A 13140-nucleotide genomic window follows, 5' to 3' on the forward strand; every position below is an offset into this window, starting at 1 on the left:
CGCCACAGGTACAGTTTTCGCCCTTAACTGACCGGCATTAGGGTTTGCTCCCTCCCACACTTGAACGCGACCCACCCGTTACTCCGTGATCTTGTCGATGTTCTGGTAGAACAGTTCACTGTCGCGTCCATCCGTCATCGAATGCAACGAATACGCGCGATTCAAGCGTGCCCCGCCATCGCGGGTCAGCGGTGCCCACACCAGGTTGGCGCGGCGCATGGTCGACAGGCTCATCAACTCATCGAACGGAATGGACAGGTAGAGGCCCTTGTCGAAGCTGCCTTCGCCAAACGCTTCCTTGGACACGTTGGTACGGGTGATCCACGCGCCGATACGTACACCGTTGTTGAATTGCCGCGACAGGTCCAACGTTGCGCCCCAGTCCCTGGCCAAGTAGCGGCCGACGCTCAAAGCACCCTGCAGGTTGAACGGCAGATCGGTATAGCCGGTGATATGCCCGGTGACCGTGCGGTAATCGCGCAGGCTGAAATCCTGCTCGAAACCACGTTGGCGCACATAATTCAGATCCGCGCCCACCGCCCATCCCTTGCCCATCGGCCGGTACAGCACTTCACTGCCGACCCCGGCATACATCGACTCCAGCAAACCGCCATAGACCATGCCGTACACGTCCTGATCCAGGCGCTGCGCATGGTTGAATTGGAAGGTCGGCAACGTCACGTCGGCGCTGGTCATGTACTTGCGCAGGTCGGTGCGTACCCGTGGCAACCCCGTGGGTGCATCGTAGGTAAAACCGTCGTAGTTGTTTAGCAGGTTGACGCTCAACATGCCGCTCCACCAGGTCGTGCGGGTGAAGCGGTATTCGCCGTCGAAGTCGGCGGACACCTGATAGAGCAAGCCATCCGGCCCGCCGACGTTCTGTTTGTAGCCCAGGCCTGCGCCATAGCTGAAGGGTGCCGGCGACTGGGTGTAGAGCACCGTTTGCGTGCGCTCGCTGGCGCGATTGACCTCGACCTGGCGGTGCAGGGCCTGCAGATCTTCACGGTGGTTGACCACCTCGCGAAAGGTCTCGCGGGGCACGCTGGTTTCCTCGATGCCCATGGCATAGCGTTCGCTGACCAGAGTGAACCAATCGATCTGGTCATTCACGCTGTTGTCGAGGATCCGGCTGGCGCGCCCCACCGCCTTGGCGCTGTAGAAATAGCGCTGCTGTTCGCCATACACCAACAGCTCCGGCCCGCGTTGCGTGATGCGTTGCACGGTGTAGCCGGCATTGTCGTGCAGGCGCTGGGACACAGCGGCCCAATCAACCTGGTCCAGCGGCGTGGTCGGTGCCTTGGCCGGCAATTTGGGTGCCGGTGGGTCGTAGGTTTTCACCGGAGCCTTGCGGCTGACGAAATTGGTGTGCAGGGTGATGCCGAACATCGCGGTATTACCCCGCTCCCAGGCCGCACTCAGGTCGATGGAATCGGCGAGCTTATAGACCATACCGACGTTGACCGGTGAATCCTGGCGAAAGCGGTTGTCCCGCGGTTCGTTCTTGTAGTCGTTGCCTTCCACTTCGAGCTTGAGGCTCAGCGGCGCCCAGGGCGTCTGGTAGGCGATGCCGCCAAACAGCCCGGGGCGGCCGCGAAAGTAACCATTGGAAAAACTGCCGGAACCCTCGGCGGTGGGCCGCTCGTCGAAACGATCGTCCAGCGCGCCCAACGGGTTACCCAAGTCACCCCGGCTGCCCAGGTAACCCCAGGCGATACCGGCGCTGAAATCGAAATCGCCGTAGCGTTTGCTGGCCACCAGGTATTCGCTGGAAAACAGCCCGGTACCGCCCAAGTCCATGAACCCCACCGCCACTTGGGGCAGCCAGTGAGTCTCCTGATACAGGCACACCTTGGCGTCGACAGCCTTGTCCTTGTAACTCTGGCCGCCGCTGAACGACTCGGCGCCATAGGGACGGTTGGTGATCGCGGTGTAGCGAAAGGTGCCTTCCAGCCAGTCCAGGGGCTGCGCCGAAAAACTGTAGCGGCTGTAGGGTTCGGTGCGGTTGGCATTGACGCTGAGTTCGCCGGTGGGGGCCATGCGCGCGGTGGGGGTTTGCAGCAAGCCCACGCCGCCGAAATCGCTTTGGGTGTAACGGGGATCGCCATGCACGACGCCACAGGGCACCAGCAGCACGGCCGCAATACATAATTTCAAGGCGTGACCTCGGCCAGGGGTTGGGTGGCGAGAAACTCAGCCAATTGCTGATTCAGTTCAGGCGTGGGCGGGTCCAGGTCGTCGCTGCGGATCGGCACCAGCAACGTGCTGCCGGGCGCGGGCGGCGCGCCCTCCTCGCGGTTCCAGGGTGCAATGCCCAGGCGCGTGACGTGCCCGTCGGGTTGGATCAGCCACAGGTAATCGGTGTCCGCCGCCTTCGACGCCGGGCATGCGTCGAGGTAGGCGCTCCCCTGCTGCAACGGCGCAAATGCCAAGGTGCACGCACGGGCAACCGCGCCCAGTACCCGCACGCTGTCGGGCCTTGGCGGATACACCAGGCGGTCGCCACTACTGACCGGCAGGTTTGGCGCAAACCCCACTTCCACCGCTACCGGGTCTAGCACCGCCGCCTGGCGGCCGGTCACCGGCAACGCCTGCACTTGCTGATAAAGCTGCGCCGCTGCACGGGCCCGATCTTCGCGCCCTGCCACCAACGCGGCCTGGTGCAGGGTTTGCAGGTCGAACAACACACCGGCCTTGAGCCGTGCCTGGGCTTCAAGCAGAGGCTGATGCAACCAGGCAGCCCCGAGCCAATAGCCTTGGGCATCCGGTTGCGAAGCAGTGATCACATCCAGCAAACGCGCGTCGGCTTGCAGCACCACAGGGCCTGGGTTACGCACCTGGCCGCTGACCGTCAGGGTCGCGGCCAGGCACAGCGGGGCGCAGCCACATAACAGCAGCAGCGCCCCGAGTCGTCGAACAATCATCGGGCGTCCTTGCGGGTCGGTTGCAGTTGGGTGATGGTCAGGCTCAGGTCGGGCGTGAGGTGTTGCTCGCTCTGCACGATAAAACCGTTCACCGGGTCCACCCAGTAGCGGTTGCGGGCGTGAAAACCGGCCGCCTCCACGTCTTCGTCAACCCGTAACAGGGCGTAGGGCTTGTCCAGAATCTCGAGGGTTTCGATGCCCTTGCGCGTCAGGCGGCTGGTGACCGTAATGCCCATCCGATAGCCGCCCACCAGGTCGATCTGCCGCGTACTGAGGTAGCCATCCGGCACCCGGTGCAGCCCCTGCTGAAAGGGCGATTGCCCCTGCCAACGCGTGCCATCCAGGTCAGCCCCGAGGCCGACCGTGCGCACCACTAGGCCGTCGCGCAGCATCAGCACTTGCTTGCCGGACGCGACCCAGAATTGCAGGTCGTCGCGCTGGCGAATCAGCGCCATCACGCCTTCGCTGGACACCGTGGTGACCTTGATCTGGGGAAACGGCACCGCCTCCACTTGGGCTTGGGTCAACCCCAGCGGCGCAGGCCCGGCCACGGCGGCCTTGAAGGTATCGAGAGAGGCCGTCATCAACGGATTACAACCAGCCAACAGCCACGCCAACCCCGCATACGTAGCGATTTTCAGAGTGTTCACGCAGGTTCCACCCTATCGGTTGCTGGCTTCGCTCAGGTTGTTCTGGGTGGACGCGCCAATGCCGACGATCGTGGCGGAAGGGATCAACTGGCTGATAAAGCGGTTCCACCGGGTGATATTGGCGGGGCCGACGAACACCACATCCTGGGGCTGCACATCAAAGCGCGTGGCCAGTGCCATGGCCGACGGAGACGCGGCTTCCAGCTGGTACACCTTGGCCGGCTCTGTCGCCATGTTCTGCGCGCCACGGATCACGTAGATGGCATCCGCGTTGGAGGTGTTCTGGTTGACCCCGCCCACCGAGCCGAGCACGTCGGAGAGGTTCATGCTGCGGGTCTTGAAGCTCAGGGCGCGAGGCTGCATGACCTCCCCCATCACGTAGATGCGCTTGCGGTCGTTGTAGGCCAGGTACAGCTGGTCGCCGTCCTTGAGGTAGATGTCGTTCACGCGCGACTGTGCAAGGTTGAGCGTGTCGAGGTCCAGGGTGTAGCGCTTGCCGTCACGGGTGAGCGTGAGGTTCGACAGGTCGGCATTGAGCGGGTCGATCCCTGCGGCGCCCATGGCCTCCATCACGTTCATCGGGATGGTCGTGATCGGCACCGGCCCGGCCTTGGCCACCGCGCCGGTAATCACCACACGCTGGCTGGCAAACCGCAGCACGCTGACGTCCACCTGGGGACTGTCGATGTACTGGCGTAGCTTGTCGGTGATCTCGCTGCGCAACGCTTCAATGGAGCGCCCTTTGGCAGTCAGTTCGCCCACGTAGGGGTAGAACAGGTTGCCCTCGGGGCTGACCAGGCGACCGTTGGCATCGATCTGTTGTTGTGGACCGGAAGGCGCCGTCAGTTCGGGGTGATCCCACACCGTGATATACAGCGCATCATTGGCACCGATCAAATACGGGCCAGGCTTATAACTCAACAGTTCTGCCGGGATGGAATACGGCACCTGGGTGGCCGCGTCCATGGCGAGTAACTTGGGCGTTATCGGAATTAAATCCACGCGGCTACTTTCAGCGCCACCCTGCTCGGTCATCGCCGCCGTGTCCATATATTGGCCCGGGGCAAACATGCAGCCTTGCAACAATGCAGCGGCCACAGCCGCAACAGAAAAAATACGCATCATAGTGCTAGGACACTCGCGATAATCGACAAGAAAAAAAGACCACTTGGGTGGGGATTCCAAGCGGTCTGAAAAGCGGAAGGTTTACAACTTAGTTGCCGGTACCGGTCGTGCCGGTCGTGCCGGTGGTACCCGTGGTGGTGCCGCCATTGGAACTGCCGCCGCTGTTGGAAGCCGCCGCAACACCGGCGATGAGGGCGCTGCCGACCAGCAGGGTTTGTCCCACCGTCACCGTGCCCGCCACCGTGGTATCGAGCCCCAACGGCAACTCAACGGCCAACGCAGAAGTACTCAGGATACTGAGTACAATAATAGCCAGTGGTGTTCTCATCTCAGACTCCTTATCGTCAGTGAATGGACAGTCCGATAGTGCCATTCAACTAAACAGTGCACCAGACGGCGAATAATTAACGCCGCGGTTAAAAAATAACGTTTTATCGGCGAAGCGCCCGGCCTTCAATACATTGGCGCCCATGAAGTTATTTAAAACGTTATTAATTGTCGGAAAACTTCAGGCCCGACCGTACTTGTCTTCAAAGCGCACAATGTCGTCCTCGCCCAAATAAGACCCCGACTGCACCTCGATCAACTCCAACGGGATCACGCCTGGGTTTTCCAGCGCGTGCACCTGGCCGATAGGGATATAGGTCGACTGGTTCTCCGAGACCAGGTACGTCTGCTCGCCATTGGTGACCCGCGCCGTGCCACTCACCACGATCCAGTGCTCGGCGCGGTGGTGATGCATCTGCACCGACAGCTTGGCCCCCGGCTTCACGGTGATGCGCTTGACCTGGTAGCGCTGGCCGCTGTCCACCGAGTCATACATGCCCCACGGCCGATACACTTCACGGTGGTTGAGGTGCTCATGCCGACCCGCCTGTTTAAGCTGGTCGACGATGCCCTTGACCTGCTGCACCTGGTCCTTGTGCGCCACCAGCACCGCGTCCTTGGTCTCGACAATGATCAGGTCCTGCACCCCGACAGTGGCGACCAATCGGCTGTCGGCGTGGACGTAGGTGTCGCGGGTGTCGAGCGCCAGCCCATCGCCGCGCAGCACATTGCCGTTGGCATCTTTGGCACTGGCCTCCCACAGCGCCGACCACGAGCCGATATCGCTCCAGCCGGCCTGCAACGGCACCATCACCGCCTCGCTGGTTTTTTCCATCACGGCGTAGTCGACGGAGACGTCCGGGCACGCGGCAAACGTTGCGCTGTGCACGCGGGTGAACGGCAGGTCCTGGCTGCCACCTTCCAACGCCACGCGACACGCTTCGAGGATCGCCGGCTGAAAGCGCTCCAACTCTTCCAGGTAACGGCTGGCACGGAACATGAACATGCCGCTGTTCCAGGCGTAGTCACCGCTGGCCACGTATTTCGCGGCGGTGGCGGCGTCCGGCTTCTCGACAAAGCGCTTGACCCGGTAACCGCCCTCGCCCACCGCCACGCCCTGTTCGATGTAGCCGTAGCCGGTGTGCGCACAGGTGGGGGTGATGCCGAAGGTCACCAGCTTGCCGGCCCGGGCCAGGGGCAACGCCACTTCCAGGCTGGCATGGAACGCCGGGATGTCTTCGATCAGGTGGTCCGCCGCCAGCACCAGCAGGACCGGGTCGTGGGCCTCGGCCACCGCCTTGCACGCCGCCAGCGCGATGGCCGGCGCCGTGTTGCGCCCCACCGGTTCCAGCAGAATGCTCGCCTGTTCCAGGCCTAACTGGCGCAATTGCTCAGCCACCAGAAAGCGGTGTTGCTCGTTGCAGATCAACTGCGGCAACCCCACGTTGGCGCCGGTCAGGCGTGTGATGGTCTGCTGCAGCATCGACAGGTGCGCATCGGTCAGGCGCAGGAACTGCTTGGGGTTCAATTGCCGCGAGAGCGGCCACAGGCGCGACCCCGAACCGCCAGCCATGATCACGGGTATTAACATGAGGGCATCCTTGGGCGAGAGCATCAGAAATAGGCGCGGGTGTTGGCATGCACCCGCTGGCTGAAACGCAGTTCATCCTCCGGCCACCAACGGTATTGCTGGTGTTGTTCCGCAGGCGGCTGCAGGGTTTCGTTGCCGGCCAGCTCCAGGCAGTAGCTGAGCACCACATAGTGGGTGTCCGGCCCAGCCCCGGCGTTGGCAAACACACTGTCATCGTAGAAATGCTCGAACACCCCCAGCAGCCGGGCAGTCGCGCGCTCGAAGGGGCGCCCCAGTTCATCCTGGGTGATGCGTCGGAAGGCGCCGTCCAGGCTTTCGTTTTTCTGGATGCGCCCACCGGGCACGAACCAGAAGCCGTAGGCCGGTCGATTCACACGCAGACCGAGCAAAACATCGCCACGACGGTTGCGTACCACCAAGTCGATCGCCACCAGGGGCGTCGACGCTACGACCGTTTGGAAGGTCGGTAAATCAAGCCACATACCCGTCAGACCTGTGCCAGAAAACGTTGCAGAATGCGTTCCTTGTCGAGGAACTCCTTGGCGTAGTTCAACGCCACACTATTGCGCGCAGGCAATGCCAGAACCTGCTCGATCCCGGCGTTCAGCGCCGCGAGCGATTCCGGTTCGATCAACACCGCAATGCCCGGGTGCTCCTCGCACAGGCGGCCGAGGGTGGTGCCGGGGTCGGCGGTGATAATTGCATGACCGCCCACCGCCAGAATGTTGGTGAGCTTGGACGGCAAGACGGAATCGGCCACCCCACGTTTCTGGATCACCAGGTGCCCGTCAGCCGAGGCCAGCAGCGCGGGTAAATCCTCGTAAGCCTGCAAGGGCGCGAACAGCACATTGCGCAGGCCTTCGTTGTGTACACGCTCAAGCAAACGCGCCTTGCCAGTGCCCTGGCCGACAATCAGGAACACCACCTCCGTACGATCGACGTGGGCCCGCGCCGCATCCAGAATCAGCTCCAGGCCTTGCTTCTCACCGATATTGCCGGCGTACAACAGCACCTTGGCGCCCGGCGGCACACCCAAGCGTTCCAGCAACGCGCGGTTGTGCGGCACCTGGCGAAAACGCGCAGTCTCCGACCAGTTGGGAAAAAACATCAGCCGCTTGCTGTTCACGCCTTTGCCACGGGCCTTGTCGAGCATGCCGCTGGAAATCGTCGAGACCCGATCAAAGCGCCGCAACAGCCAGCGCTCGATGCCGAACGCCAAGCGTCGCAGCAGCGAGCCGCCGCCAATGCCCAGGCCAAACATCGCATCCACTTCATAATCCTGGATATGCAGCACCGAGCGCGCGCCACTCAGCTTGGCCAGCAGCAGCGCCTGGGGCGCACAAAACAGCGTGGGCACCACCAGGATCACCAGGTCCGGCTTCCAGCGCAGTTGCCCCAGGACCGCCAGGCACGAGCTGGCGGAAAAGCTCACCAGGTGCAGCAGGCGCGTCAGCGCCGTGGGCTGGCGCGGCACATACAGCGGGCAGCGAATCACGGTGACGCCGGCGTCCTGCTCGGTGCGAAAACGCCACGGCGAATAGCCCTCGCCCACCTGCCACTGCGGGTAATACGGCGGTGCGGTCACCACGCGCACTGCATGCCCTTGCGCCGCCAGCCAGCGCGCCTGTTCCCCGCTGTATTTGCCGATGCCGGTCAGCTCCGGGCTGTAATTGATGCCATACAGAAGGATCTTCATCACTGGCCCCGAGGCTGTTCGAGTGCGGCGAGGTAAGCGTTGTAGGCATCGCGCAGACCCTCTTCCAACGGCACGTAGGCTTCCCAACCGAGGGCGTTGATACGGCTTACATCCAGCAACTTGCGCGGCGCGCCGTCGGGCTTGCTCGCGTCGAAGCGCAAGCGCCCCCGGAACCCGGTGACCCGCACCAGCGCCTCTGCCAGCTCGGCGATGGTGCAATCCACGCCAGTGCCGACGTTCAGGTGCGAGCGCATCGGCTGGGTCTGCTCGCGATAGCGCGCGGCGTCGAGTTCCATCACGTGCACGCTGGCCGCCGCCATATCGTCCACATGCAAAAACTCACGGCGCGGGCGGCCGCTGCCCCAGATCACCACCTCGTCATCACCGCGCTGGGTCGCCTCATGAAAACGTCGCAACAAGGCAGCAATCACGTGGCTGTTCTCCGGGTGATAGTTATCACCCGGCCCATACAGGTTGGTCGGCATCACGCTGCGGTAATCGCGCCCGTGCTGGCGGTTGTAGCTCTCGCACAGCTTGATCCCGGCAATCTTGGCCACCGCGTAGGGCTCGTTGGTGGGCTCCAGCGCGCCGTCCAGCAACACCGCCTCGATCATCGGCTGCGGCGCATGCACCGGGTAGATGCACGATGAGCCAAGGAACAACAGGTGCTGCACGCCGTGGCTGTGGGCGGCGTTTATCACGTTGGCCTGGATCATCAGGTTCTGGTAAATGAAATCGGCCGGGTACGTGGCGTTGGCGTGAATCCCGCCGACCTTGGCGGCCGCCAGGTACACCTGGTCCACACGGTGCCCGGCGAAGTACGCCTGCACCGCCGCCGAGTCGAGCAGGTCCAGTTCATCGCGGCCAGCGGTAAGGATCTGCGTATACCCCAGCGCCCACAGCCTGCGAACAATGGCCGAACCGACCATGCCGCGATGGCCGGCGACAAAGATCCGCGCATCAAGATCGCGTGCCATGCTCAGTTCTCCACGGCAATCGGTGCGTCGTGCCCATGCAGGCGCAACAGGGCGTGACGCTGGGCGACCTTGAGGTCTTCGCGGACCATTTCGGCACACATTTCCTGCGCACTGATCTCAGGCACCCAGCCTAAAGAGCGCTTGGCCTTGGACGGGTCGCCGAGCAGCGTCTCCACCTCTGCCGGGCGGAAGTAACGCGGGTCCACCCGCACAATCACATCCCCCACCAGGATGCCAGGTGCCAGGTCGCCGTCGATCTGCTCGACCACCGCCACCTCCTCCACACCTTCGCCGACAAAACGCAACTGCAGCCCCAACTCCGCCGCCGACCAGCGAATAAAGTCGCGCACCGAATACTGCACGCCGGTGGCAATCACAAAGTCTTCCGGGCGGTCCTGCTGCAGCATCATCCACTGCATGCGCACGTAGTCCTTGGCGTGGCCCCAGTCACGCAGGGCATCCATGTTGCCCATGTACAGGCACTGTTCCAGCCCCAAGGCGATGTTAGTCAGCGCACGGGTGATCTTGCGTGTCACGAAGGTTTCACCACGGCGCGGCGACTCGTGGTTGAACAGGATGCCGTTGCAGGCATACAGGCCGTAGGCCTCGCGGAAGTTCACGGTGATCCAGTAGGCGTACAGCTTGGCCACCGCATAGGGCGAGCGCGGGTAGAACGGCGTGGTTTCCTTTTGCGGGGTTTCCTGTACCAGGCCGTACAACTCGGAGGTCGAAGCCTGGTAGAACCGGGTCTTCTTTTCCAGGCCCAGCAGGCGGATCGCTTCGAGGATGCGCAGGGTGCCCAAGGCATCCACATCAGCGGTGTATTCCGGCGAATCAAAGCTCACGGCCACATGGGATTGCGCGCCGAGGTTGTAGATTTCGTCGGGCTGGATCTGCTGGATGATGCGCGTCAGGTTGGACGAATCGGCCAGGTCGCCGTAGTGCAGGATCAGGTTTTTATGCAGGGCCTGGGGGTCCTGGTAAATGTGATCGATGCGCTGGGTATTGAACGACGATGAACGTCGCTTGAGACCGTGCACGGTATAGCCTTTTTCCAGCAGCAGTTCCGCCAGGTACGAGCCATCCTGACCGGTAATCCCGGTAATAAGCGCGACTTTGTTCATGTCTGTCTCCCGATTGATAGGCGAGCGAAGGCCGACACCCAAACTTGGGTGTTTGTTAAAAACGGTCAGTTACTTCGGTGTGGGCAGGTTCAAGTTATGTCCGGTCAACGTTGAAAGTTCGCGGACAATGGCTTCCTTATCGTTTAAATGCGCAATCGCGGTTTCCAGTTCGAGCACTTTCGCGCCCACCAGAAAGCGGTACCAGTAACCCTGGAGCAGGTGATAGACCAGGCCGCTGCGGCCATCGAGAAACCCCAGTTGAATGATGTAGCGCCACAAGAAATACGCCGTCGAGCTCAGGGTGAACGGCACGCGGTTATACAGTCGGTTCTTGATCAGGCGCTTGGCCTTGGCCTGGAACGAACTCTGCCCCGTATGCACTTCATCGCGGATCGCGAACAACCCAAGCCGTGCGTTGAGCACTTCAATGGCTTCACGGGTGGCGTACTGGTTGTGCTTGTGGGTGAAGAAGGTCAGGTCATGCAGGTTATGGTCGGCAAACCCGCCTTCCAGCGTGATGGTGCGGCCCTCGGCCACCGAGATGTGCTCGTCCATCCAACGGTCTTCCATGCGCCCCAGGCCCGTGCGCCACAGCCGCAGCATCTTCAGGGGATAGCGGCCGCCATGGCGTACCCAGCGGCCCATGAAAATATGCTTGCGCTTGAAGTTGATGCCGGTGATGTCGCTGGCCAATGTCGGCAGGCGGGAATTGATCGCGGCGGCAAGGTCGGCCTCGATGATTTCGTCGGCGTCCAGGCGCATCGTCCAGTTGCCGGTGATCGGTAAGTTGTCCAACGCCCATTGGAACTGCTTGGCTTGGTTGATGAACGCGTGCTGCACCACCCGCGCGCCGTGGCGTCGGGCGATGTCGCAGGTGTCGTCGCTGGAGAATGAATCCACCACCAGCACTTCATCGCTGAAGGCGCGCACCGAGTCGATGGCCCGGGCGATGTGCAGGCTCTCGTTGTAGGTGAGGATGATGACGCTGATGGTTTCACGGTTCATGGCATCACCGCCTGAAGGTGCTGGGTACGCTCGCCGATTTGCCGGGCCGGATGCCCGGCGTGCACGGTCCATGGCTGCACGATGCTCTTGATCACCAAAGTGCGAGCCCCCACCACCACGCCATCCGCCACACTGACACCCAAGGTGATAAACGCCTCGGCACACACCCACACGTGGTCCCCCAGCACGATGGGTTTTGCATACAGCTGAAAGTTCTTGCTGTTGTAGTCGTGGGAGCCGCCACATAAATGGGCCCCCTGGGAAATCACGCTGTAGCGCCCGATGCGAATCAACGCCATGTTGTACAGGGTGGTGCCGTCGGCAATACCGACATGGTCACCCAGCTCCAGATTCCAGGGTGCCCAGACCTTTGCCCGTGGATACACGTGCACCCCCTTGCCCAGCCGTGCGCCGAACAACCTGAGCAGGAAGGCCCTCCAGGCATGAAACGGGCGTGGGCTGGTGCGAAACAGCAACACATACACCATGTTCCAGAGCTGACGGCGCAACCGATGGCCCAGGGAGAATGACGGTGAGCGATGCGGATCATTACCTTGGAGAATCATGGGAAACACTCCCGCACTATCTCCAGCAGGCGCTGTGCACCCCGCCGGATATGGAAGCGCTCGGTAAAACACACCTTGGCTCGCTGGGACATCTGCGCGTAACCGGGCGCATCCAGCTGCAACCAGCGTTGCAGGTTTTGCAGGGCGCCCGCCGCCGTGTCGTCGCTGACAAACCCTACGGCGTCTTTCTCGATTTCACGCCAGATATTCACCTTGTTACTGATCAGCACGGGCTTGCCGCACGCCAGCGCCTCAGCCACGACCACGCCGAAATTCTCCTGGTGCGAAGGCAGGCAAAACACCTCGGCGGCGTAGAACGCGCCCCACTTCGCGGCGCCCTGCAGCATGCCGGGCCACGTTACGCGATCAGCGATACCCAATTGCACAGCCTGCGCCTGCAGCGCCTGCACCCAACCCCCTTGGTCAGGGCCAGCCATCACCAAGTGCAAACGCGCGTCCTGCCCGGCCACCTGAGCAAAGGCCTGCAACAGGTGATCGCAGCCCTTTTTCTCGTGGATACGGCTCAGGAACAACACCACCCGCTTGCCCTTGAGCTGCGGATGCTCAGTGACGAAGTCGTGGGCCAGGCGCGCATCGTCGAGCGGTGGGCTGGAAGTACCGTAGGCCGTAATCGTTTCGTTGGCGCGATAGAGCCAAAACGACTCGCGTGCACGGATCCGCTCTTCTTCACTGGTGAACACCACGCGCCGCGCATCCCGCAGCACCCGGTATTCGCCCCACGGCCAGTACAACCATTTCTTCAAATGCTTGAGTGGGTAAGCGTGCTTGAACCAGGGATCCAGCATGCCGTGGGTGTACACGATGTACGGTCGGCCCAGCTTGTTAAGCACCTGGCGGGCAACAAAGCCGTGGTACTGCCACAGACCGTTGATGATGAAAAAATCATAGTCACGCGCGTGCTGTTCCAGCCATGGGCGAATGTTGCCGTTCAGCCCGTACCCAAACCGGCTTGGCCCCATGAAATGCACGGTGCCGGGATAGTCGACAGCGAACGCGCCGTCCAGCGTCAGCACATCCACGCGATGCCCGTCCTGGGTGAGCAGCGTGTCGATTTCCCGAGCCGCGTTGATGGGCCCGCCTTTTTCCGGTTTAACCGAAGAGATGATTCTAAGTAACTTCAAGTGCTGTCGTCCGCTG

At 62.2% G+C, this 13140-nt stretch carries 13 protein-coding genes; all 13 read right to left on the bottom strand.

Going from position 1 to position 13140, the window contains the following annotated elements; all coding sequences use genetic code 11:
- Positions 1-78: 78 nt before the first annotated feature.
- Complete coding sequence (locus tag K7431_RS04305) at positions 79-2154, bottom strand: YjbH domain-containing protein (RefSeq protein ID WP_012724806.1); 2076 nt, start codon at positions 2152-2154, stop codon at positions 79-81.
- A complete protein-coding gene (locus tag K7431_RS04310) occupies positions 2151-2921 on the bottom strand; it encodes a capsule biosynthesis GfcC family protein (protein WP_012724807.1) in 771 nt (256 codons plus the stop codon). The genes K7431_RS04305 and K7431_RS04310 overlap by 4 nt, the downstream gene beginning before the upstream one ends.
- Complete coding sequence (locus K7431_RS04315) at positions 2918-3571, bottom strand: YjbF family lipoprotein (protein WP_012724808.1); 654 nt, start codon at positions 3569-3571, stop codon at positions 2918-2920. Before K7431_RS04315 ends, K7431_RS04310 begins: the two co-directional genes overlap by 4 nt.
- A 12-nt stretch (positions 3572-3583) precedes the next feature.
- Positions 3584-4696, bottom strand: coding sequence for a polysaccharide biosynthesis/export family protein (locus K7431_RS04320; protein WP_012724809.1), 1113 nt, complete (start codon positions 4694-4696; stop codon positions 3584-3586).
- 88 nt (positions 4697-4784) lie between these two features.
- Positions 4785-5024 (bottom strand): hypothetical protein, encoded by a 240-nt coding sequence (locus K7431_RS04325; protein WP_043205499.1) that lies wholly within the window; start codon positions 5022-5024, stop codon positions 4785-4787.
- Between the two features lie 180 nt (positions 5025-5204).
- Positions 5205-6614 carry a mannose-1-phosphate guanylyltransferase/mannose-6-phosphate isomerase gene (locus tag K7431_RS04330; protein WP_012724811.1) on the bottom strand — a complete coding sequence of 470 codons (1410 nt, stop codon included), beginning with the start codon at positions 6612-6614 and terminating at the stop codon, positions 5205-5207.
- A gap of 23 nt (positions 6615-6637) precedes the next feature.
- Complete coding sequence (locus K7431_RS04335; protein WP_012724812.1) at positions 6638-7096, bottom strand: GDP-mannose mannosyl hydrolase; 459 nt, start codon at positions 7094-7096, stop codon at positions 6638-6640.
- 5 nt (positions 7097-7101) lie between these two features.
- Positions 7102-8310 (bottom strand): glycosyltransferase WbuB, encoded by a 1209-nt coding sequence (locus tag K7431_RS04340; RefSeq protein ID WP_012724813.1) that lies wholly within the window; start codon positions 8308-8310, stop codon positions 7102-7104.
- Positions 8310-9287, bottom strand: a complete 978-nt coding sequence (gene fcl, locus K7431_RS04345; protein WP_012724814.1) for a GDP-L-fucose synthase — start codon at positions 9285-9287, stop codon at positions 8310-8312. Before fcl ends, K7431_RS04340 begins: the two co-directional genes overlap by 1 nt.
- 2 nt (positions 9288-9289) lie before the next feature.
- Positions 9290-10411 (bottom strand): GDP-mannose 4,6-dehydratase, encoded by a 1122-nt coding sequence (gene gmd / locus K7431_RS04350; protein WP_012724815.1) that lies wholly within the window; start codon positions 10409-10411, stop codon positions 9290-9292.
- A 69-nt stretch (positions 10412-10480) separates the two neighbouring features.
- Positions 10481-11416, bottom strand: a complete 936-nt coding sequence (locus K7431_RS04355) for a glycosyltransferase family 2 protein (protein WP_012724816.1) — start codon at positions 11414-11416, stop codon at positions 10481-10483.
- Positions 11413-11982: an acetyltransferase gene (locus K7431_RS04360; protein ID WP_043205501.1), complete on the bottom strand. Its 570-nt coding sequence runs from the start codon at positions 11980-11982 to the stop codon at positions 11413-11415. Before K7431_RS04360 ends, K7431_RS04355 begins: the two co-directional genes overlap by 4 nt.
- Entirely contained in the window at positions 11979-13124 is a 1146-nt protein-coding gene (locus tag K7431_RS04365) for a glycosyltransferase (RefSeq protein ID WP_012724818.1), read from the bottom strand. Before K7431_RS04365 ends, K7431_RS04360 begins: the two co-directional genes overlap by 4 nt.
- Between the last annotated feature and the right edge of the window lie 16 nt (positions 13125-13140).

Source organism: Pseudomonas fluorescens group sp. (genome assembly GCF_020093335.1).
Lineage (GTDB): Bacteria > Pseudomonadota > Gammaproteobacteria > Pseudomonadales > Pseudomonadaceae > Aquipseudomonas > Aquipseudomonas petroselini.

What these genes read in the sequence shown, in the direction of transcription:
- gmd (WP_012724815.1), bottom strand. Translation starts at nt 10,411, where the DNA reads ATGAACAAAGTCGCGCTTATTACCGGGATTACCGGTCAGGATGGCTCG.
- K7431_RS04335 (WP_012724812.1), bottom strand. Translation starts at nt 7,096, where the DNA reads ATGTGGCTTGATTTACCGACCTTCCAAACGGTCGTAGCGTCGACGCCC.
- K7431_RS04325 (WP_043205499.1), bottom strand. Translation starts at nt 5,024, where the DNA reads ATGAGAACACCACTGGCTATTATTGTACTCAGTATCCTGAGTACTTCT.
- K7431_RS04360 (WP_043205501.1), bottom strand. Translation starts at nt 11,982, where the DNA reads ATGATTCTCCAAGGTAATGATCCGCATCGCTCACCGTCATTCTCCCTG.
- K7431_RS04320 (WP_012724809.1), bottom strand. Translation starts at nt 4,696, where the DNA reads ATGATGCGTATTTTTTCTGTTGCGGCTGTGGCCGCTGCATTGTTGCAA.
- K7431_RS04310 (WP_012724807.1), bottom strand. Translation starts at nt 2,921, where the DNA reads ATGATTGTTCGACGACTCGGGGCGCTGCTGCTGTTATGTGGCTGCGCC.
- fcl (WP_012724814.1), bottom strand. Translation starts at nt 9,287, where the DNA reads ATGGCACGCGATCTTGATGCGCGGATCTTTGTCGCCGGCCATCGCGGC.
- K7431_RS04330 (WP_012724811.1), bottom strand. Translation starts at nt 6,614, where the DNA reads ATGTTAATACCCGTGATCATGGCTGGCGGTTCGGGGTCGCGCCTGTGG.
- K7431_RS04355 (WP_012724816.1), bottom strand. Translation starts at nt 11,416, where the DNA reads ATGAACCGTGAAACCATCAGCGTCATCATCCTCACCTACAACGAGAGC.
- K7431_RS04340 (WP_012724813.1), bottom strand. Translation starts at nt 8,310, where the DNA reads ATGAAGATCCTTCTGTATGGCATCAATTACAGCCCGGAGCTGACCGGC.